General features: G+C 59.0%; 18 protein-coding genes. 5 read left to right on the top strand and 13 right to left on the bottom strand.

Features of this window, described 5'->3' with window-relative positions; all coding sequences use genetic code 11:
* Positions 1-806: 806 nt before the first annotated feature.
* Together ACYHH6_RS15590 and ACYHH6_RS15585 are read left to right on the top strand one after the other, a co-directional pair.
* Positions 807-1598: an ABC transporter permease gene (locus ACYHH6_RS15590; RefSeq protein ID WP_352584718.1), complete on the top strand. Its 792-nt coding sequence runs from the start codon at positions 807-809 to the stop codon at positions 1596-1598.
* A 7-nt stretch (positions 1599-1605) separates the two neighbouring features.
* Complete coding sequence (locus tag ACYHH6_RS15585; protein WP_352584716.1) at positions 1606-2361, top strand: ABC transporter ATP-binding protein; 756 nt, start codon at positions 1606-1608, stop codon at positions 2359-2361.
* Positions 2362-2625: 264 nt separating this feature from the next.
* On the opposite strand, the gene ACYHH6_RS15580 is transcribed toward ACYHH6_RS15585, so the two are convergent.
* The 6 genes from ACYHH6_RS15580 to ACYHH6_RS15555 all read right to left on the bottom strand — a co-directional run bounded on the left by ACYHH6_RS15580 (position 2626) and on the right by ACYHH6_RS15555 (position 11406).
* Positions 2626-6738, bottom strand: a complete 4113-nt coding sequence (locus ACYHH6_RS15580) for a glycosyltransferase (protein ID WP_352584714.1) — start codon at positions 6736-6738, stop codon at positions 2626-2628.
* A 115-nt stretch (positions 6739-6853) separates the two neighbouring features.
* Complete coding sequence (locus tag ACYHH6_RS15575; RefSeq protein WP_352584712.1) at positions 6854-8086, bottom strand: HAD-IIIA family hydrolase; 1233 nt, start codon at positions 8084-8086, stop codon at positions 6854-6856.
* A gap of 13 nt (positions 8087-8099) precedes the next feature.
* Positions 8100-8723 carry a D-sedoheptulose 7-phosphate isomerase gene (locus ACYHH6_RS15570; RefSeq protein WP_352584710.1) on the bottom strand — a complete coding sequence of 208 codons (624 nt, stop codon included), beginning with the start codon at positions 8721-8723 and terminating at the stop codon, positions 8100-8102.
* Positions 8708-9751, bottom strand: coding sequence for a GHMP family kinase ATP-binding protein (locus ACYHH6_RS15565; protein ID WP_352584708.1), 1044 nt, complete (start codon positions 9749-9751; stop codon positions 8708-8710). The genes ACYHH6_RS15570 and ACYHH6_RS15565 overlap by 16 nt, the downstream gene beginning before the upstream one ends.
* Before the next feature lie 62 nt (positions 9752-9813).
* The gene (locus tag ACYHH6_RS15560; protein ID WP_352584706.1) at positions 9814-10548 is read right to left on the bottom strand and encodes a class I SAM-dependent methyltransferase; all 735 of its coding nucleotides are present in this window, start codon (positions 10546-10548) and stop codon (positions 9814-9816) included.
* Positions 10549-10650: 102 nt separating this feature from the next.
* On the bottom strand, positions 10651-11406 hold the full coding sequence (locus tag ACYHH6_RS15555) for a TylF/MycF/NovP-related O-methyltransferase (RefSeq protein WP_352584704.1): 756 nt from the start codon (positions 11404-11406) through the stop codon (positions 10651-10653).
* A 153-nt stretch (positions 11407-11559) separates the two neighbouring features.
* Between ACYHH6_RS15555 and ACYHH6_RS15550 the strand changes: the two genes are divergently transcribed.
* Entirely contained in the window at positions 11560-12570 is a 1011-nt protein-coding gene (locus ACYHH6_RS15550) for a class I SAM-dependent methyltransferase (RefSeq protein ID WP_352584702.1), read from the top strand.
* Positions 12571-12615: 45 nt separating this feature from the next.
* Positions 12616-13257: a sulfotransferase family 2 domain-containing protein gene (locus ACYHH6_RS15545; RefSeq protein WP_352584700.1), complete on the top strand. Its 642-nt coding sequence runs from the start codon at positions 12616-12618 to the stop codon at positions 13255-13257.
* A gap of 109 nt (positions 13258-13366) precedes the next feature.
* Here the strand turns inward: ACYHH6_RS15545 and ACYHH6_RS15540 are convergent, their stop codons facing one another.
* The 6 genes from ACYHH6_RS15540 to ACYHH6_RS15515 all read right to left on the bottom strand — a co-directional run bounded on the left by ACYHH6_RS15540 (position 13367) and on the right by ACYHH6_RS15515 (position 17889).
* Positions 13367-13540: a hypothetical protein gene (locus tag ACYHH6_RS15540; protein ID WP_352584698.1), complete on the bottom strand. Its 174-nt coding sequence runs from the start codon at positions 13538-13540 to the stop codon at positions 13367-13369.
* Positions 13537-14448 (bottom strand): dTDP-4-dehydrorhamnose reductase, encoded by a 912-nt coding sequence (rfbD, locus tag ACYHH6_RS15535; RefSeq protein WP_352584696.1) that lies wholly within the window; start codon positions 14446-14448, stop codon positions 13537-13539. The genes ACYHH6_RS15540 and rfbD overlap by 4 nt, the downstream gene beginning before the upstream one ends.
* Positions 14445-15539 (bottom strand): dTDP-glucose 4,6-dehydratase, encoded by a 1095-nt coding sequence (gene rfbB / locus ACYHH6_RS15530; RefSeq protein WP_352584694.1) that lies wholly within the window; start codon positions 15537-15539, stop codon positions 14445-14447. The genes rfbD and rfbB overlap by 4 nt, the downstream gene beginning before the upstream one ends.
* Before the next feature lie 25 nt (positions 15540-15564).
* Positions 15565-16116, bottom strand: a complete 552-nt coding sequence (gene rfbC, locus ACYHH6_RS15525) for a dTDP-4-dehydrorhamnose 3,5-epimerase (protein WP_352584692.1) — start codon at positions 16114-16116, stop codon at positions 15565-15567.
* A gap of 1 nt (position 16117) precedes the next feature.
* Positions 16118-16999, bottom strand: coding sequence for a glucose-1-phosphate thymidylyltransferase RfbA (gene rfbA, locus ACYHH6_RS15520; RefSeq protein ID WP_352584690.1), 882 nt, complete (start codon positions 16997-16999; stop codon positions 16118-16120).
* A 296-nt stretch (positions 17000-17295) separates the two neighbouring features.
* Positions 17296-17889 (bottom strand): biotin transporter BioY, encoded by a 594-nt coding sequence (locus tag ACYHH6_RS15515; RefSeq protein ID WP_352584688.1) that lies wholly within the window; start codon positions 17887-17889, stop codon positions 17296-17298.
* A 116-nt stretch (positions 17890-18005) separates the two neighbouring features.
* Here ACYHH6_RS15515 and ACYHH6_RS15510 point away from each other — a divergent pair, with 116 nt between their 5' ends.
* Positions 18006-18914: an MBL fold metallo-hydrolase gene (locus ACYHH6_RS15510; protein WP_352584686.1), complete on the top strand. Its 909-nt coding sequence runs from the start codon at positions 18006-18008 to the stop codon at positions 18912-18914.
* Here ACYHH6_RS15510 and ACYHH6_RS15505 read toward each other — a convergent pair.
* The gene (locus ACYHH6_RS15505) at positions 18911-19771 is read right to left on the bottom strand and encodes a phosphorylase family protein (protein WP_435053273.1); all 861 of its coding nucleotides are present in this window, start codon (positions 19769-19771) and stop codon (positions 18911-18913) included. The genes ACYHH6_RS15510 and ACYHH6_RS15505 overlap by 4 nt on opposite strands.
* Positions 19772-19811: the final 40 nt, after the last annotated feature.

Raw genomic sequence — 19811 nt, 5'->3', positions numbered from 1 at the left:
GCAACTTGCCGGGGTGTGTTATGGACGAAATTTATTGAAACGCCGCACGTACCGCTCCAATCCATCCCACTGTGTACGATGGAGCGCCAAGCCGGAAAAGTCAGCACAGGTTACAAGCAGCCTTTCCGCCCCTACCCCCAGCCCCCGTGCGTCCGACATGTCAGGTATAACCGCCGCCGCTGGTGTGGATGCCGTCGAGGCCTGCACACTTGTGGAGCGGCAACCAGGAAACGCCGGTCGCATGAGGCGAACAGCATCGCGCCTGTCATCCATTATTGCACGCAAACAACCCTTAGCCCTATTCGCGAACGATCTCGGTGTAGGCCCTGGGCCCTTCGTCATCCTCGGAAACCGGCAGGTCTGCCAGTCCTCAGCCTCGACATTGGACAGACCGAGTGGCACTTTTCCCCTGCCGTCCGGCAGGTCAAACGGGATTGCGAATGCCTGATAGGGACGCGCAGCGCGCTGACCAGCGCCTGGCTTTCTGCAACGGTAGGCCTCAAGCATGTGTTATCAACCAACTCGTCGATTTGCCGCCGCAGTCTGCGACTCTCGTCGGATGACCGACCGCAGACCCGACATCGTGATGTACTTTGGATCGGCGGCGAACTTCGCCTGGTTGGTAATGAACGGGAGATCGTACTGCATATCCCGAATGTTCGCTTTGCGAATCGATGGCAGTTTCACTACGACGCAGCGCGTTGCCATATGTGTGTCGCAATCAGTGTGAAGAGATCCTTGGCGGCTCCATCACAGCCATCGGAAAGCCATGAAGCCCAGAAACAGAAAATGCGATACCATCAGCCATGATTGCAGTATTTAACGGCGCCGTCGACGACATCAGCAAGGCTATGAAGTTGCACAGGGTCTGGATCGCGCTTGCCCATGAGGACATCGGCGATCAGCACAGGCGCACGACGCTCGGCCCGCTTTGGCTTCTGGTCAACTACGTCGCTTTCGTGGGCACGTTCGTTTTCGTGTTCCAGCCTGTCGGCAAGGATGCCGCCGGTTATTCCGCGTATGTCGCGATAGGCCTTCTGGTATGGTTCTATCTGATGGAAGTCATGTCCACGAGCGTGGCGCTCTTTCAACGCGAAGAGAGCTTCATCGAAGGCACGACGCTGCCTTTGTTCGTGTATGTGATGCGATTGGCATTGCAGTCTGTCATCAGAGCAGGCTATGCAATCGCGGGTTGCGTGTTCATTCTCGTCTTGAGCGGCTCCCCGATCGGCACTCCATGGCTGTGGTCACTGGCAGGATTGCTCCTGATCCTGTTCGTCACGCCCGCCCTTACCACCGTCTTCGCGTTTCTTGGGACCTTCTTCCCTGACAGCCAGTTCATAGTCGGCAATTTGCTGCGCGTCGGCATGTTCTTCACACCCGTCTTCTGGATGAACAATGGCCAGGACCCCATCCAAAAATACGCCTATGAATGGAACCCGTTCACCTATTTCCTGGAAATTGTCCGCCTGCCAATCATAAATGGAGAATTTCCAACTCATGCCTTTGTTGTAACCATCATCGCATCGTTGCTTACATGGCTGATTGCATTGCTGCTGCTTGGCCTGTACCGCAAACAAGTCGTCTTTCTCATCTGAGTTCTCAATGATTTCTATCAAACTGAACAATGTTAGCCTTGTTTACAAGCTGCACGAGAAGCTGACGCTTTCCGCGCCAGACAAGCGCGTGAGTGGCCCTGGGGGTAGAATTGAAGGCTCGGGGAGAAAGCAGTTTGTGCAGGCGCTCGACGGCGTCAGTTTCGAACTCAAGGCGGGCGACCGATTGGGCCTTGTCGGCCCGAATGGCGCCGGCAAGACCACCCTTCTCAAAGTGCTCTACGGCATCTACGAACCATCCGGGGGAAGCATCGCGATCGAAGGCAAGGTCGACGCTCTCTTCAACATCAATATAGGTTTTCGTCGGGAGGCCACCGGGCGCCGGAATATCGTCCTGCGCGGATTGATCAGCGGATGGACGGAAGCCGAGATCGAAGAGAAGATGGAGGACATCATCGCCTTCAGTGAATTGGGGGACTTCATCGATTTGCCATTCAAGGCCTACAGCCAGGGCATGGCCGCGCGGCTTGCCTTCTCGGCAGCGACCGCGCTTGATCCCGAGATTCTGTTGATGGATGAGTGGATTGGCGCCGGCGACGCCTCTTTCCAGGACAAGGCCAAAAGGCGCATGGACGAGCTCGCGGAAAGGGCCGGCATCATCGTTCTGGCGAGCCACAATGAGAGCCTTATCGAGAGCGTATGCACAAAAAGACTGACGCTCAAAAGCGGCCGGGTGGAATCTCTCACGACGAAGCCGGTCAAACGCTCTCGAACTGACAAAACTATTTTGTCGCCACCAAGATAAATTTTGACGACAGGCCTCAAAACGTAACGATTGCAGAGACACTTCATCGCATCAATAAGGTGGTCTTGCGTTAGTACTGCACTCCAGGCGCAAGGATGTGGACACTGTCGTGGCGCGAGACCGAATAACATCCGTCACCGACCACCTGTTTAGAGTCCAGTCCCCAGCCCGTCGCCTTGTATCGCATACCGTGGTCTTGCGGTTATCGCCAGCGTATCGGGTTAGGACCGGGTGGCCGGTGCCTAACCCGATGCGTAAAATGTGTCAGGGTCGCCAATCTGCCATCATCATTGCGGGAAAGCCGAGCATTGTTGCGTCCGCCCGCCAGCCGACCGTGCCACCGAGAACCGATAAATGCTTCTGGTGGCGCTCTTGGACTGGCTGGATCGTAGTGGCCAAGTCTACGTCTTGGAAAGGCTGCCTTACGCAGTAGCCATCGGCGGTGGCGACCAAGCGCGGCGGGGCGAAAACAATCGTAGCGCTTCCTCCTTCTGCAACCACCCGGGGCAGAACCCGGGCAACCTCCACGACTTGGGCATCGCTTGTGCTGTCAACGATGGCCACCACGCGGTCCGCGGGCGCGCCGGCCTGCGCTGCGGGCTCTACACGCCAGCCGTCCACCCGGGTGTCGCGCAGCGCTGGAGGCACGAGCAGCAGGCCACCGGTCGGCTTTCCATCCGCCGCTGCCGCGAGCAGTTTCCTGGCATCGAAGAGGGCATCTGGGGACCCGAACGCCCCGCAGTATTGGTGCTCGGACGTGAGATGCAAATTGCGAGCGACGTGGGGAAGGCCCAATTTGTCGAGTATGTCCCTGACGATGGCGTAGCCGACCCGGCGGGACGTAGTCCGAGCCACGTAGTCGAGCCCTGCCTTGCTTAGGGAGTTCCAGAGTTCATCATCGGAATTCAGCCTCTCAATGGCCGCGGCCATCGATTCCGGTTCGTCGGCAACAAGGACGTCCACGCCGTCGGCAAGGCCCATTCCCTCTGCGCCGACCGAGGTGGTGATCACCGGCAGGCCGTGGGCCATGGCTGTCACGATCTTACCTTTCAGACCCGCGCCGTAGCGTAGCGGGGCCACCATCATCCGGGCGCCCCAAAGGACCGGCGAGATGTCCTCAATGAAGCCGTCAATGCGCAGGTTCGGAGTGGCAAGCTGCGCCATTTCCGGCGGTGGGTTGCTGCCGACCGCATGAAAAACCAGATCCGGGTTGCGGGGCAGCAATATGGGCAGTACCTCCTTCGCGAAATAGCTGACGGCATCGACGTTGGGATAGTGTCGATAGCCGCCAAGGAAGACAAGGTCATCCCGCTTCCTTGGGGAGTTGCCAGCGCCGCGAGGTTCATAGATCCATGGAAATACGACAACCGGCTTGTCCGGAGCGATCTGTGCGAGCAAGTCGCGCTCAAACAGCGAATGGACGATGGTGAGGCTACTCTTTCCAATGATATCCAACTCGGCTGCCTTGGTCTGGCTTGCCGCGCCGCGCTGCTCCGGGATGTTGGGGTTGTCGATCTGTTGAGCCCGCTCTTCGCGCAGGAAATGTAGGTCGCTGGTATGAAAGATTAGCTTGGCCTGCGGTGCGAGTTCGCGCACTGTTTCGATATGTTCGCAGGCCGAGTTCAGGCGGAATATGACGACCGCGTCGTAGTGTCTGCCGACCCGCTCAAGATGTTCCCGTACAGTACCTGTCCAGGGGTAGAGTACCGATTCGATACCGAGAGCGGCGAGCGTATCGGTGTAGTTTGGGATGTTCGTGAAATTAGAGCAGGGGGTGAAGGTGATCTTGTACCCGAAGTCGCGCAGCGCGCGCATCAACTCGAGCGCCGTAATCGAGCCGGCGTCGTGATCCGGTTGCGGTGTGATCTGGTCGATGACGAGTATCCGCCCGAGCCTTCCACGATCCGTCACAATGTCGGCGTTCACCCCGTTCGGACCTTGGTGCGAAAGAACCGGCGCCCAGCGCTTGGCGAGCTTCTCGGCGTTGGCGACCTGATAGGCTTTGACACCCTTTGTAACGTCGGTGCCGGAGGAAATGCCCTCGTAGTGAATGACCTGAGAAAGGGGCTGGTAAAGGACGGACAATCCAAGCGATCTGATTTTGAACGCCAGATCGGAGTCTTCGCCATAGGCTGGGGTGAAATGCGGATCGAATCCACCGAGAGCATTTGCCAGTGATCGCGGCAGCATCAGCGCGGCACCCGAGCAATAGTCCGCGTGTCGAACGTAGTTGTACCGGGGGTCTTCCGGATCCTGCATCCGGCCCCAGTTCCAGCCAGAAAAATCATCCCAGATAATCCCACCTGCCTCTTGGAGGCGTCCGTCGGGATAGATCAGTTTCGAGCCCACCAATCCCACATTGTCGTTGAGTTCGAACGTGTTCACCAATGCCGAGAGCCAACCTGGACCGACTTCCGTGTCGTTGTTGAGGTAGACGACGTAATTCTTGGTAGCCCTTGCCAAGCCGGCATTGCACGAACCTATGAAGCCGAGATTCTGTCGATTACGAATGAACACGATGTCGCGGCGTCGCGAAAGTTCACTTGGTGTTTCGTCGGACGAACAGTCGTCAACGACGATGATCTGGTACTCGATTTCAGTGCTGTTTCGAGCGACCGACGCAATGCACCGCAATGTATATTCGATTTGATTGTAAACCGGTATGATTATCGAGACGCTGCGTCCCGGCAAATTCGACGGCTTACCTGTCGCGGTGCGGGCAATATCGAGATAGCGCTCAGAATGGTACTGAAGCGCAACTTGGGCCGAGTTGGAAATATCATATGTCCTATGGCCCACCCCGACCCCGAGCAGGCCGCCGAAACGCGTGATTAGCCGGTATTTCAACCGAGTGCGCGTATCCTGCGGAAGCGGTAGCATGGTGAATGCCGTCCGCCCGGCTGTCCTTGCCAGTTTCAGGCTTCCCTGACGCAGCGGCGCCATGGCGTTCCGAATGACCCCTCCGAGGGAATTCCGTCTGCGTGCCTCCAGTTCGGCTATGGCTGCCGCATGCGCCGCTCGACTTTCCGTCAGTGCAGTCCGCAGCGTCTCCTGTTCAGCTGCGGCTCTGGTCTCCACATCGACCCGGCGTTCTTCGGCCGCAGCGAGTTCACCGAAAAGAATTTCCATCCGCTCGAGCGCATTCGCTAACTCCTCTTTGACGGTGGCGTTTGCACAAGCTGCTTGAGACTGGCGACCATCCGTTAAAGCAGCCCGTAGGGCCTCGGCTTCGGCTGCTGCATGCTCTCGAAGGTTTTCTGCAGCCTTGAGTTCGCCGGCAAGCGCGTCCCTCCGATCGACTGCGCGTCGCAATGCGACGCTTGCTTCGGCGTAAGCCGTGCGGCTTTCGACGATTGCCTTGTCTAAAGCGCTGTTCTCCTCCTGGAGGCGGAATGTATCGCCGGTGGCACGCGCAAGGCCTTCCCGCAACTCGGCTTCCTGCGCGTGGAGGTGGTCGAGAGCTCCCTGTCCCTCTCGCCGGATTGCGATGATCTCGGCATTAAGACGCTCGATCTCCGCCAATGAGGCGCTCTGAATGCCCTGCGCTTCCGCATCCTTAGCATAGTACATCTTGCTGAGAACCCGTGTTGCGATGCGCCCTGCAAAGGCATCGCCGATCGCCGTGAACAGGGTAAGTGGCGAAATCCCACTCTCTTTCGATTTCCCCAGCAGTTCTATTAGTTCACGCACTTCGCTAATATTATTCCCACCTGTCCAAAGCACACCCAGCCCGTTGCTGTGCGGAAAAGTGAGGCTTAGTCGTCCTGCGCTGATCTCCTCCCAATAGCGATAGACGCCAAAGTCATCACCGCGGACCGTAACGTCGTGGAAAAGCACGATGCTCCGGTCGGACAACTTTGGCTGCCAACTCTCGAAATCATGACGGACAGCTTCGTAAGTGTGCAGGCCGTCAATATGCAGGAGATCGATGGTTCCGTCATCGAAATCATGAACAGCTTCATCGAACGTCTTGCGCATCAGTCGCGAAAAACCAGCGAAGGGTGCGTTTCGCCGGGCGAGTTCGCTCAAAATGGCATCGCCGTCATAGCGGCCGGCATGGTCGTCCCCAAGCCAGCTGTCTATGGCGAGGGCACGCCCCTCGACGCTGTACCTCGACATGGCATCGACCATCGCCAAATATGAATCGCCCTTGTGAACACCGAGTTCGACAAAGAGACGAGGCTGGGCAATGGCCACCAGCGCCTGGGCGAATGGAATATGGCCGTGCCAGCTGATGACGTCCGAAACCAGCGTGTCGGGCGCTGCGAGCGCGATGCCAAGCGCCCGCTGCAGGACGCGATGGACCGTCAGCGTTTCGGTTCTGTCCCTCAGATTTGCCTGACTTTGGGCAGCGCGTTCCGCAGGAGTTGTTTTCATAGTCTTGGTCGACCTTCTTCGGTGAGCTCCGACTTATTTTGCCGAGTGCCAGCCTTGCCGCGTTCTCGATAGCAGATCCAGCGAGTGGCGCCGAACTTGCCGCGACAGGTCTCGTTTAGCATTTCGCTAAGGCGGCTCCGACAATCGCGTCCACTCGCCCTGACGTGTACAGATAGCCTTGGATTCCAGCCTGTTTTGCCGCCTCCAAATCCGTTTCCCTGTCGCCGACCAGGAATGAGCGCGATTTGTCGATATTGAGATCTCGGATCGCCGTGTTGATCATACCTGGTTCGGGTTTCCGATCCGGATGACAACCACGATACGCTTCGATGACGGCGTCCGGATGATATGGACAGTAGTAGAACGCGTCTATCCAGGCGCCCTGTTCCCTCATACGCCCATTCATTTCTCGGTGAAATGCTTCAACGGCCGCCTCGTCATAGTGGCCCTTCGCAACGCCAGCTTGATTCGTGACGACCACAGTCAGATACCCGGCGCATCGCGCAGCCTTGACGGCCTCGATCGCCCCTTCGATGAATTCGAGAGCCTCGACGCGGCCAGTGTAGCCATGGTCGACATTCAACACGCCGTCGCGGTCGAAAAATGCGGCCGGCTTCGTGCATCTGGTCGGCAGCTCCGCTTGCGCGAGCCCGTAGGTTTCGGGCAGCCCGATATCAATGAAGTAGCCGGAGCGTTCGGCCGCGATCAGCCGTCCGGCCTGAGCGAGGCGCGGATAGATGTCCTGTTCCAGCGAGCAGGGGACAGCTTCGATCATGTCGACCACCGATCTATTGAGAATGCTTATCCCTGCGTTGATGGATCCCGGCCCCTGCTCCCCCTTCTGGGAGAAACTCAGAATCCCACCTTGATCGCCAATTTCGATACGCCCGTAACGACCCGCATCCTCCACCACTCGGACCGTCATGAGCATGGCGCCCGGTTGCAGGCGATCAGCATCACCGATGACGCTCGGCAGGTCGCAATCAAAGAACGTATCGCCATTGACCAGCAGGAACCGTTCGTCGAGGCGCTCCGCCATCAGGGCGAGCGCCCCTGCCGTTCCCGCACGGATGGTTTCGCGTGCCTCAGTGACGCGCACCGGCTTGCCATAGGGATCGCGCCACGCGGCGGTGCGGAACAGTTCGGCGAACTTTTCCGGCAAGTAGCCCGTCGAAACGATGATGTCTTCCGCGCCGCTTCGCGCCAGCCAGTCGATCAGATATGCGATGAATGGCCGCCCGCCGATCGGCAGCAATGGCTTGGGCGTAATCTCGGTCAATGTTCCAAGCCGCGTGCCAAGCCCGCCGGCAAGCACCACTGCCTGGCGAACGAGATTGCTGTTCGTCACGGCCGGCACCGGTTCAACACACTATTGCGGCTTTCGCAGCCAGGCCCGATTTGCCAAACATCGCCTCTTCGACAAGTGCGCACAGGAGATGGTACGTGGCCAGATGGCATTCCTGAATACGCGGCGTAACATCGGAAGGAGCGCACATCACGTGATGGCAAGCGTCGCGCATCCTGCCGCCCGTCTTTCCAGTCAGTCCGACCGTGGTCAGGCCCTTTTTCCTTGCCGCATCGAAGGCCGCAAGAATATTAGGCGAGTTCCCAGACGTGGATATGCCGACAAAGGCGTCGCCGGCTCGGCCTATGGCCTCGATCTGCCTGGCAAAGACGCGCTCGTAACCGTAGTCGTTACCGATCGAGGTGAGGATCGATGTGTCCGTCGTCAGCGCGATCGCCGCCAGTCCGGGACGATCGAAATGGAAACGGCTCACGAACTCCCCGGCAATGTGCTGCGCGTCGGCGGCGCTGCCGCCGTTGCCGGCAAAGAGCAGAGTACGGCCCGCCTTCACGGTTGAGATGAACAGCCTCGCCACCGCAACCAGCGACCGCCTGTATTGCTCATCGGCGTAGAGAGCCGAAATGGCCGCATGGGTGGCGGCCAGCTCGTTTTCGATGAAGTCTTTCACTGCACCTTCCATGCGCGGGCCCCTTCCTGCGTGAAGACGCAATTAAAGATCTGGCCGGGGAAATGGTTGAGGCGGGCAAGGACAGCTGGTTTCTTCTCGGGCGGAACCGAGATCATGACAAAGCCGCCACCGCCGGCGCCAGAAATCTTTCCTCCGCGCGCGCCGCTGTCGACCGCCGCCGTTAGGATGTCATCTATCTGGTTGTTGCTGATGTTATGCGCGATCGACCGCTTAGACTGCCAGCCTTTGCGGAGTTGCTCGCCGAACTCGTTGAAATCGCCTAGCAGCAAAGCCTCCTTCATGCGCTGCGCCTGTTCCTTCAGCGCATGCATTGCCTGGATCGATACCTCGTTCTGCGATCTCACGTTGGCCACTTGCTCGTCGATGATCAAGGCGGACGACCGGGATCGACCGGAATAAAAAAGGATGAGAGAGGCCTCAAGCTCGGCGATCGCCGACATGCGTAGGCGCAGCGGGTTGATGATCACTCGATCGCGGGCATAAAACTCCATCAGATTGAAGCCACCGAAAGTCGCCGCGTACTGGTCCTGCTTGCCACCTGCAAGGCCCAAGTCCATCCGTTCCACTTCGTAGGCGAGATGTGCGATTTCGTATTCGCCCAAGGGAAGCCGCCTGAACTCTGCAAGCGCGGTCACGACTGCGACGACGAGCGTCGAAGATGAGCCCAGTCCGGACCCTGGCGGAACGTCTGCGTAGGTCGAGATCGTCACGCCGAAAGGTTCGCCCAGGCAGTGGTCTCTAACAATGCGATTGTAGACTTGCGCGACTAGCCCAAGCGGATGGTCCGTCGGGAGGCGGGTCACAGCCTCTGCTTCGAAGCGTAGGTCCATGTCCAGAGCTTCGAACACCACTTTGCCGTCCCGACGTTCTTCTACGGTGCAATGGGCAAACAGAGAGATCGTCGCATTGAGCACAGTTCCCCCGAATTCATCGGAATATGGCGCCACGTCGGTGCCGCCACCCGCCAGCCCGAGCCGCAGAGGCGCCTTGGCGCGAAACTTGATCAGACTGTCATTCATGCCGACTCGGTTGTCATTATGTTAGTGTGGAATTAATTACGCTCGCTGCGAAGCGAGCGACGTCAAATGTCCCTGTCATTCCGGAATGGTGGATTGGTCGGATTGGCAGCCCGCAGCGTCTTTTGGTCATCGCGATATTGATTAAAATGCAAGCGCAGCTCACGCTCGGGTTGCCCTCCGCGACGGATGCGGGCCCCGGCATCGATTTCGGCTTGCGATCGCTTCCTAATGATTACCTCGATGGCGCTCTCGCCGACTGGGGTCATGGTCTGGTCTAGACGCGGCAACTCGAATCGATAAGTCTCGTCAAGCAACTCGATCTTTTCCACTGCCGCGGCGGGACCGATCCGATTCAGTAATTCCATGAGGTTGATAGAACGGGGCGACCAGGATTTCGACTTCAGAACCGTGAACGTATTCTTGTGATCGCGATTGAAGGTTGAAGGAAATGTCCCCTGTTCATAGAGATCCTCTTCCGGAATGGCGAAGATCACGTAACCATCCGGCTTTGTGACGCGCAGCCAATTCTGCAGGCCCTCCAAGGGATCATTGAGGTGTTCAAGGCAGTGGCTGGAAAAAACAAAATCGAATGTTTCATCGGCAACGCCGGCCATGAATTGCGCATCGCCGTCTTCGAGGTCCCATGTCTTCACACTATCAAGTAATGGAAAGAATTCTTCATAGAGGATTAGCGGATCAGGCGCGCCGCCTATGTCAACGCCACGTCCACGAAAGTATCGACGTACAAACCTAGAGTCTGCTAGTCTGCGGGCAATCGACTTGCTGCATTCCTTCAAAAGGGTGGCTCCAGCTTACATTCGGGTGGCATGGATGGTCATGGCGCCAATAGGCTTCCGTGGGAAAATTATGCAAGCGCAAATGAGCATGCGAATCGCTATCTAGTTGCAGTCAGTCGTTGGATCCCAATTGCGATAGACAAGGTGCGGATAAACCTGTTCGGCAAAGCGCCCATCGCGCTGGATAAGATTTTCCTCGACGGCCTCCATTGCTCCGATACAGCTTGAATAGAGCGAATCGTCGAATACCCAATACCCGCCATCGACCATATGATTGCAACTCACGTCGTAGCTGAATTTCACTGCCGAATAAATGTCGCAATCGATGTGGTTGAGGCGAACTGACCCGATCCCCTTGAGGGCCGTCGCCGCAGTGTCTTCGAACAGCCCGCGCACCAGCACCAAGTTGTCGAGTTTTTCCCTTTCGATAATGTAGGAAAGCTCGTGGTAACCGGCGTCCTTGAAGTCACCTGCGCGGTGTGCGTCACGGCTGGGATCGGTGGCTGGCATGCCTTCGAAAGTGTCAAAAGCAAAGATTTTCATATCGGGATGAAGCTCCCTGCAGACCGCGGCCATGAACAGCGCGTTGCCTCCGCGATAAGCCCCGAACTCGACGATGTGCCCCGGCGCCAGCCCCGCGAAGCCGAAGCGGATGATGAGATAGAGATTCATGCGGTTCTGCTCGGCAACCACGCTACGGTCGCGCGCCAGTCGCACAGCCCTTGCATAAAGCGGATCCCGGTGGATATTGCCGACCAGATCGCCGAATTGCAGGCCCCAACCTCGCTGATAGCCAGCCTGGATGTTGCGGCCGCGCAGGCGGGTCGGGGCGGTTTCGAAATGGGTGAGTTCCAGCATGGGACCTTGATTGTTGTTCGGGAACGATAGGCTTAATAGGCGATCGGGGATTCGAGCGCAATTGCGCTGTTGTCATGCTCCAAAACTTGTGTGGAAACTGCGTTTGTGGTCAGTCTGAGCGAAGCGAAAGATAGGAATTTTAGAGGGTGCCTTGTGACCACATATGAAGAACGCATTGCTGCACAGATCGAACAATACCGCGCTGGCGTCAATGTGCATGCGTTGCCTGATATCTTCCACTATTGGGCCAACCAATATCTTCGCCCTCAAATTATTCAGCTTTTCGGGGCTGTCTCGATTGCCGAGATTTTTGCGCTGCCGATAATTGAACGCGCAAAGGGCAAGTCAACGGTTGAGGTTCTCAGCATAGGCAGCGGCGATTGTTCCGTTGAAATCGAGGTAGCGACAATCCTGCGCGACCGGATCGGAACAGGCTTCCGCATTTACGCAACCGAACTATCTCCCATTCTGATCAAGCAGGCCAATTCGGCAATTGCAGCGACCGGACTTTCCGATTGTCTAGTTTGCCTGGAAACCGATTTGAATACTTGGACCTCCAAACCAGCGTCTTTCGACGTAGCCATGGTCTCCCATTCTTTGCATCACATTGTTGAGCTCGAGCACGTCTTTTTGAACGTCCAGCAAGCCCTACGTCCCGGCGGAGTGTTTTGTATCTCGGACATGATCGGCCGAAATGGACATATGCGCTGGCCGGAGGCATTGGAGATAATGCAAAAGTTTTGGGCAATTCTGCCGGAAGGCCACAAATATAACCACCTTTTAACCCGCACCGAGCCAGCATACATAAATTTTGACTGTTCGGGCGAAGGCTTCGAAGGCATTCGCGCCCAGGACATCCTTCCCTTGCTGCTACAGAGATTCTATCCAGGTAAGTTCCTCGCGGCCGGGGGGCTGACCGATGTGTTCGTAGACCGTGCATTTGGTCATAACTTCGATCCCAAGAACAATTTTGACCGAAATTTCATTGACCTTGTCCATCACGTAAACGAGCTGTTGCTGAGGGCCGGTGTTCTGACACCCACTCAACTGTTTGCATATTTTCATGTCGGGCCGGCAAAGCTCGAGTGGGTCGGAACGCCGCCCGACCGGGCCGTCAGGTGGCCCTATGCCGACACAGATCACAGGGGCTTCACATTTCTTTGAACGTGGAATAAGCAGGCGGCCTTTCCCGTTCTGGAGGCTCCCCTGTTGGATAGGTGCTACATCTTCCCCCACGTTCCCAAATGTGGCGGGACATCCCTGCTTCACCATCTGCAAAACAGCGAGTTGAACGTCCTTCTGGACTACGAAGCATGGACCGGCCCAATGGCCATCGAGAAAAATAGAATGTGCGAGAACGTCGATTTTTCTCAATACGATCTGATCTACGGCCACTTCCCAATCGACCGCTACGAGAGCCCAAACTATGGCTACATCGCCTTGGTCCGCGACCCTATCGAACGCTGCATATCTAACTACACTTTTCATCGCGACTTAAGCATCAGCGAGCCCGATGGCAAAGATTTCTATAACCGCCTGGGAAAATGGATCGCGAGAGGCGAACTGTCATTTATAGAATATCTGCATATCGCTCCCGACATGACGGCCGTCTATTCCCACTTCATGAAATACTGGTCGCGGCGCCGTTTCGATCTGATCGGAACGACAGCGAACTATGGCACGTTCCTGAACAGGTTATCCGAATTGCTCGGTGTCAAATTCGAGAACACGATTCAGGAACGCAAATGCTCTACAAGCATCACTCTTACGCCAGAGGATCGCATCATGGCCCGTGAGCTTTTGGCAGTCGAATACAAGTGGTACGACGAGTTCATCAAAAGCGCGGTGTAAGGTTTTTTGTCGCCTCACATCAGCGGACGCGTTCTGGCCTATCGCCCAGGTGAGAACCGAGGCCTGGAACCGGGATGAGCCCACCGTGGTTCGCTGAACGTTGTCTCGATCATGTTCGAGAGCCTGTCTCGCTCGCGTCAAAGAAGGCACTTGCATCGCTAGAGAATTTCACGGCGCCTTTTTCCATCAGCACTTGATTGTGGAAGGCGAGAGTAATCGTGGCGGCCTTTGCGGTCACTTCTTCCAATGCGCGCCTTCGACTTCTCTTGAAATGCAGGGTCACCGGCACCGATCCACTCGCTCTTCGCCTCCGCGCAGGAGAAGATACACCACCTCTTCCGTCGACTTCCGCCAATCCGGCGCGTTCCATCCGAACGTGGTTGCGAATTTTGCCGTCGATAGCCGCGAATTTGCCGGGCGCTGCGCCTTGGTCGGGTAGTCCATTGTGGCAACTTCCAGAACCCGCGCCCAAGGACGACCAAGCGCCTGGCTTGTCTCCAGGATATGACGGGCAAAACCACTCCAGTTGGTCTCGCCGGTTCCCACCAGATGGTAGGTCCCGTAGCCGTCGAAGCTGCCGTCATCGCGCAACATCGCCGCCGCATGCAGGATCGCATCGGCAATATCAAATGCGGAGGTCGGATTTCCCCATTGGTCGGAGACGACGGCGACCTCGTCGCGATCGCCGGCCAGTCGCAGCATGGTCTTGACGAAATTCTTGCCGAACGGGCTGTAGACCCATGCGGTGCGCAGGATCAAGTGGCGCGGATTGGCGGCAGCCACCGCCAGTTCGCCGGCAAGCTTGGAGGCGCCGTAGACGCCGAGCGGCGCGGTGACGTCGGTCTCGACATAGGCGCCGTCCTTCGAACCGTCGAAGACATAGTCGGTCGACAGATGGATGACGGGCACGCCGAGCTTCGCGGCCGCCTCGGCGACCTTGCCGGCGCCGACGGCGTTTACCGCGAGGGCAAGATCGGGCTCGTCCTCGGCCTGGTCGACCGCGGTGTAGGCGGCAGCCGACACCACGATGTCGGGCCGCACTGCTGCGAGAGCATCGAACACCGTGTCGGGTTGCGCCAGGTCGAGGGCCGGCCGGCCGACCGCGACGACCTCAACGTCATCGCGCCCCTGCCCGGCCTCCAGCAGGCTGGTGGCGACCTGACCGTCGCGTCCGGTGACAACCAGCCTCACGCCGCGCCCTTCCTGCCTTCAATCTGGCCGCGGGACTGGACTTGCCCGAGCCGCTCGCCGGCATAGCGCTGCTCGCGGATCGGCCCCCACCACCATTTGTTGTCGAGGAACCAGTCGACCGTCCTTGCCAGGCCGCTGTCGAAACTCTCCGACGGCGCCCAGCCGAGATCCCTGCCGATCTTGGAGGCGTCGATGGCGTAGCGGCGGTCGTGACCCGGGCGATCGGTGACGAAGCTGATCAGGTCGCGATAGCGTTTGCCGCCTGCGCGTGGCCTTCTGGCGTCGAGAAGGTCGCAGATCGTCTCGACGACGCTCAAGTTGGTCCGTTCGGAATTGCCGCCGACATTGTAGCTCTCGCCCGGCTGACCCTTGGTGGCGACCAGTTCCAGGGCGCGGGCATGATCCTCGACGAACAGCCAGTCGCGCACATTGGCGCCGGCGCCGTAGACCGGCAGCGGCTTTTCGTCGAGCGCGTTGAGGATCACCAGCGGGATCAGCTTTTCGGGAAAGTGATATGGCCCGTAATTGTTCGAGCAGTTGGAGAGCACGACCGGCAGGCCATACGTCTCGTGCCAGGCCCGCACCAGATGGTCGGACGCCGCCTTCGAGGCGGAATAGGGCGAGGACGGCGCGTAAGGCGTTTCCTCGACGAACATGCCGCCGTCGAAGGGCAGATCGCCGAACACCTCGTCGGTCGAGACATGGTGGAAGCGGAAGCGGGCTTTCCTGTCCTCGCCAAGGCCGCGCCAATATTCGAGCGCCGAATTCAGCACCCGGTAGGTGCCGACGATGTTGGTCTCGATGAAGGCGCCGGGTCCGTCGATCGAGCGGTCGACATGGCTTTCGGCGGCGAGATTCATGACGACGTCGATCTCGTCGAGGTGGAGGATGTCGAGGACCGCCCGCTCGTCGCAGATGTCGGCCTGCGCAAATTTGTAGTTATGCAGATTCTCGATCGTGCGCAGCGAGGCGAGATTGCCGGCATAGGTAAGTTTGTCGAGATTGGTCACATGGTAGGCCGGATTGGCGCACAAATGCCGGCACACCGCCGAGCCGATGAAGCCGGCACCGCCTGTCACCAGAAAATTCATGGCGCTCTCCTCACACCGTCGCGCGTCATGCGAACACCTCGGCATTGGCGAGCGTCGGCGCCTTGAGGTCCTTGGCCGAGAGCTCGAAGCCGCCGGCTGGCGAAGGCCAATCGATGCCGATGTCGGGGTCGTCGAAACGGATCGATCGGTCGTGCACCGGCGAATAGGTGTCGGTGACCTTATACAGGACCTCGGTGTCCGGCACGAGCGTGACGAAGCCGTGCGCGAAGCCCTTCGGCACTAGGATCTGGTTGCCTTTCTCGGCCGATATTTCGAGCGCGACCCATTTTCCGAAGGTTTTCGAGCTGCGGCGAATGTCGACCGCGACGTCGAGGATCTTGCCTCTGATCACACGCAGCAACTTGTCCTGCGCGCGTGGAGGAAGCTGATAGTGGAGTCCCCGCACGACACCTGCCGCCGCCGAATAGGAGTGATTGTCCTGGACGAAACGCAAATCGATGCCGGCTTCAAAAAAGCGCTCGGCATTCCAGGTCTCGATGAAATAGCCGCGCGCATCGCCGTGCCGCTTCGGCACGATCTCCAGCACGCCATCGAGACCAAGCTGCCTGACGTCCACTCTAGTTCTCCGTCAGCTCGGTGACACGCCGGCGCAGATAGGCGGCGTATTCATTCTTGCCCAGGCGCGTGGCGCGCTCAAGCACCTTGTCGGCGGTCAGCCAGCCCTGCTCGAAAGCGATTTCTTCAGGACAGGCAACCTTGATGCCCTGGCGATGCTCGATGGTGCGCACGAAGGACGAGGCCTCATGCAGGCTGTCATGCGTGCCGGTGTCGAGCCAGGCATAGCCGCGGCCGAGCTGATGCACATGCAGCTGCCCGCGCTCGAGATAGACGTTGTTGACCGCCGTGATCTCGAGCTCGCCGCGCGCCGAGGGCTTGATCGTCGAAGCGATGTCAACGACCTCGTTGTCGTAGAAATAGAGGCCGGTGACCGCCCAGTTGGACTTCGGCTTCTCCGGCTTTTCCTCGATCGTCAAAGCGGTGCCGCTGAGCTTGTCGAACGACACCACGCCATAACGCTGCGGATCCTCGACATGGTAGGCGAACACCGACGCGCCGCTTTCCCGCTGCGCGGCAGCGCGGCAGAGCTGCGACAGACCCTCGCCGAAATATATGTTGTCGCCGAGGATCATCGACACATTGTCCTTGCCGATGAAGTCGCGGCCAATAATGAAGGCCTCGGCAAGCCCGTTGGGCTGCGGCTGTTCGGCATAGGACAATTCGAGCCCGAATTCCGAACCGTCCCCCAGCAACTCCCGAAAGATCGGCAAGTCGCGTGGTGTCGAAATGATCAGAATCTCTCGGATCCCCGCGAGCATCAAGACGCTCAGCGGGTAAAAAATCATCGGCTTGTCGTATATCGGCAGGATCTGCTTAGAGATCGCTAATGTTAGGGGATAAAGACGCGTCCCGCTGCCTCCTGCAAGGATGATACCTTTCAACAAGCTCTCCTTGAATTGCCAGGCCCCCGCCCGAAATCAAGTTGACCGTGCTTAGGTTTCGTGCGGAGGCTTGTCAATTCAAACTCGGCCGTGGATCAGCACCAGAATTGACCTACATCTGCCGCCTCGTGGTAATTTGACCGACCGGCCACAAGCCGTTGACCGACCGGCCACAGGCTGGCGATGCAATCGGCGCGGCGATTTGGCAAGCCGGCTTCCCGCCACCGGCTGGTGGACGCGTGACAACAAAAAGCCGGCGGGCTCGCGCCCGCCGGCTCATTTGCGTTCAAGCGATTTCAGGGTTGCTTCGGCAGCAGCGACCATACCGCCGGCACCAGGCTGGCGGCGAGCGCCACCTTGATCAGGTCGCCGACGATGAACGGCACGACGCCGAACTGCCACGACTTTTCAACACCGATCAGGGTGGCCAGCCAGGCAAAGCCCATGGCCATCATGACGATTTCGGCGACCAGCATGGCGTTGAACAGCTTGATCGGGTGGCGATCCCAGCCGCGATCGGCGGCCCAGCCGACAATGGCAGCCATGACGACGAAGCCGGCGAGATAACCACCGGTGCCGCCAATCATGTAGGCGATGCCGATGCCCTTTTCAGGCGTGCTCTGGAAGACCGGGAGGCCCATGGCGCCCTCGGCCATGTAGAGAAGCAGGGTAGCGACGCCAAGCCGCAGGCCAAATGCGGTGGCGATCAGCAGGACGGCCAGCGTCTGCATCGAAATGTCGACCGGCCCGAGCACGACTTTCGTCTTGGCCGACAGGGTCAAAAGCAGCGTTCCGGCGATCGCCAGCAAAAGCTGCGTTGCCACGCGCTGCGCACCCTCCTGAGGCAAAGCGAGAGAAACAAGCGGGCGCATCGTCGTTGCAAGTGCCATAGTCTTCCCCAATCCGGATTGCCGCAGATGGCGGCCTCGCTTTTTCCTATATTGGCTTCCGTGCTATGCGGCAATCGCTTTTGCCGTCCCCTTGACCGGAGCTCAACGACACCGCCATGGCGCTCAAATTCGACACCAGCTTCGATCCGGCCTACGGCCAGGGGGTCACTGTTGCGCCGGACGTCTTGCGCGTCACCGCCAAAAACCCCGGCCCGTTCACCTTTCACGGCACCAACAGCTACGTCATCGGCCGCGACACGCTGGCAGTGATCGACCCGGGTCCGGACGACGATGCGCATTTCCAAACGCTGCTCGAGGTGATCGCAAACCGGCCGGTGAGCCACATTTTCGTCAGCCACACGCATCGCGACCATTCTCCGCTGGCCGCGCGGCTGCAAGCGCACACTGGTGCTCCGGTGCTGGCCGAAGGCCCGCACCGCCCGGCGCGGCCATTGCGGATCGGCGAGACCAACCCGCTTGACGCCAGCGTCGACACGGCTTTCGTCCCGGACATCGCGCTGCCCGACGATGCGCTGATGGAGGGTGACGGCTGGGCGATCCGAACCGTGCTGACGCCGGGCCACGCCGCCAATCACGCGGCATTTGCGCTCGAAGGCACCGGCATCCTGTTTCCAGCCGACCATGTGATGGCGTGGGCGACCTCGATCGTGGCGCCGCCGGACGGGGCGATGGCCGACTACATGGCCTCGCTCGACAGATTGATCGCGCGCGGCGACCGCCTGCTGCTGCCCGGCCATGGCGGCCCGGTGGCCGCGCCGCGCAGCTTCATGCGCGGGCTGAAGACTCACCGCAAGATGCGCGAACGGGCGATCCTGGAGCGGATTCGGGGCGGTGACCGGACGATTCCGGACATGGTCAAGGCGATCTACAGGGACACCGACCCGCGCCTGCATGGTGCCGCCGGCCTGTCGGTGCTAGCCCATCTCGAGGATCTGGTCGCGCGCGGCCTGGTCAGCACGGAGGGTGATGCGGCCATCGATGGTATTTTTACGCCGGTTGGCTAAAACCGGCTGGAACGTTCTTCCGGTTGAGGCGACTTCAGACCATGGCAAGAGCATTCCGGATTGGCCGGAAGTCGCGCCGCGGTCTCCAGCGCGACCCGCGAGGCCGTCATGGAGAGGTTTGGCAACACGTCCTCCTGCAGCAATTTCTGGCGATTGCGGTCCATATAATCGTTGAAACCAGCCGTTACGAACGCGCAGGGCACGAAACATGCTCCGATCTCGCGTGACAAGGTAGCTTCGGGGGCGATCGAATGGTTGAGCACATCCGCCCCCATGTTTCGAAACGCCAGGGCTTCGGCCGGTGTGGTCAGCCGCGGCCCGTAACAGTGGCCGGCGACCAGCTGCTGTTCGATGCCATGAACGCGGCATTCGGCCGGCCAATGACGGCGGGCGGTTTCGACCAGAACTGCCGCACATCTTGGGCAGACAATCTGCTTGCCCGAGCAATCGAAGCTCTGGCGGCCGGGAAGCAGTGAAAACGGGGTCTGCGTCAGTTCGATGATATCGGCATTCACCACCATGTCGCCGGGCTTGATCGCCTTGTTGACGGCGCCGATGGTCGAGCAGGACAGCACTTGCCGTACACCCGCGTTCATCAATACCCAGAACGCGCGGCGATGGCAGGAATGGTCGATATGGTCGCGGGGATTGCCGTGCGAATACATGCACAAGGCACGTTTCGCTTTGCCTTCAGTGGTAATCGACGCATCGAACTCGAGCAGCTTCCAGTTGTCGGTGCGACCGAAAGGCGTTTCAAAACTCATGTCCCGCCGCAAGGTCCGCACGCCCTCGAATTCGACATCTTCCGGGAAGGCAAGCCCCCAGTTTGCCGACCCGGTGATGATCGCCAACCCCACTTGGGGTATGTCCGTTGAATGATAAGCTGGATCGTCGGCT

Source organism: Mesorhizobium sp. P171375 (assembly GCF_057786075.1).
This window is presented reverse-complemented; position numbering and strand designations above follow the sequence as displayed.

Excerpts from the sequence above, each read along its gene's own strand:
- ACYHH6_RS15590 (WP_352584718.1), top strand. The coding sequence starts at position 807 with ATGATTGCAGTATTTAACGGCGCCGTCGACGACATCAGCAAGGCTATG.
- ACYHH6_RS15565 (WP_352584708.1), bottom strand. The coding sequence starts at position 9,751 with ATGAATGACAGTCTGATCAAGTTTCGCGCCAAGGCGCCTCTGCGGCTC.
- ACYHH6_RS15515 (WP_352584688.1), bottom strand. The coding sequence starts at position 17,889 with ATGGCACTTGCAACGACGATGCGCCCGCTTGTTTCTCTCGCTTTGCCT.
- ACYHH6_RS15510 (WP_352584686.1), top strand. The coding sequence starts at position 18,006 with ATGGCGCTCAAATTCGACACCAGCTTCGATCCGGCCTACGGCCAGGGG.
- rfbB (WP_352584694.1), bottom strand. The coding sequence starts at position 15,539 with ATGAATTTTCTGGTGACAGGCGGTGCCGGCTTCATCGGCTCGGCGGTG.
- ACYHH6_RS15580 (WP_352584714.1), bottom strand. The coding sequence starts at position 6,738 with ATGAAAACAACTCCTGCGGAACGCGCTGCCCAAAGTCAGGCAAATCTG.
- ACYHH6_RS15585 (WP_352584716.1), top strand. The coding sequence starts at position 1,606 with ATGATTTCTATCAAACTGAACAATGTTAGCCTTGTTTACAAGCTGCAC.
- ACYHH6_RS15555 (WP_352584704.1), bottom strand. The coding sequence starts at position 11,406 with ATGCTGGAACTCACCCATTTCGAAACCGCCCCGACCCGCCTGCGCGGC.
- ACYHH6_RS15570 (WP_352584710.1), bottom strand. The coding sequence starts at position 8,723 with ATGGAAGGTGCAGTGAAAGACTTCATCGAAAACGAGCTGGCCGCCACC.